General features: G+C 58.0%; 1 protein-coding gene. It reads right to left on the reverse strand.

All coding sequences use genetic code 11. From position 1 onward, the window contains the following. The coding region (locus FQ320_RS25300) for an IS110 family transposase (RefSeq protein ID WP_148476008.1) at positions 1 to 758 on the reverse strand (758 nt) is incomplete at its 3' end. Positions 759 to 848: the final 90 nt, after the last annotated feature.

Genomic DNA, 848 nt, shown 5'->3' on the forward strand with positions numbered 1-848 from the left:
TTAGGCACGAGCCCAAGCCACGCAGCAAAATCGCGACCGCGTTTGAAGGTGGCCAGGTCAGGTGCAAACGTCTCGATCGCAAGAGCCGTTACAGGGCCTACGCCCGGCATGGTCTGTGCGCGGCGGACCGAGTCCGCTTTCTTAGCGGCACATCTCATCTTTGCGTCGAGCTCTGCGACACGCGCATTCAACCCCTCTATTTGCTCCAGATATATTTGGCTGAGGTCTCGAACTTCCGGGTGCAGCGCCGTGCCACTATCGGCAATTGCGTCCGCAAGCGTCTTGAGATGGGCGGGCCCTCGGGCCGCGACTAGGCCGTGTTCGGCGAGATGGCCACGTAAAGCATTGATCATCTGGGTGCGCTGACCAACGAACATCTGCCGCGTGCGAAACAGCATGGCGCGGGCCTGCTGATCTTCGGACTTCACGGCGACAAAGCGCATGGTCGGACGCAATGCAGCCTCTACGATGGCCTCTGCATCGGCCACATCGTTCTTTTGGCGTTTGACGAACGGCTTCACATAGACTGGCGGGATCAGGCGCACGTCGTGGCCCAACTTCTCAAATTCCCGACCCCAGCCATGCGCCGTTGCACAAGCCTCCATGGCGATCAGGCATTTAGGCTGCTGCGCCAAGAACGCGAGAAACTGACCTCGTGAAAGCTTCTTACGAAACGCGACCGAACCGTCATGTTGTGCACCGTGTAACTGGAAAACGCGCTTTGCCAAGTCGACACCGATAATAGTAACTTCGGACATGGATGCTCCTTCCTTTTGTGATGGCTTTAACACTCACCACAATGGCACATTGCGATGCCGTCGGGAGGGGCATCCACGCCATCAACAGAG

It is taken from the genome of Oceaniovalibus sp. ACAM 378 (assembly GCF_008085915.1).
GTDB lineage: Bacteria > Pseudomonadota > Alphaproteobacteria > Rhodobacterales > Rhodobacteraceae > Oceaniglobus.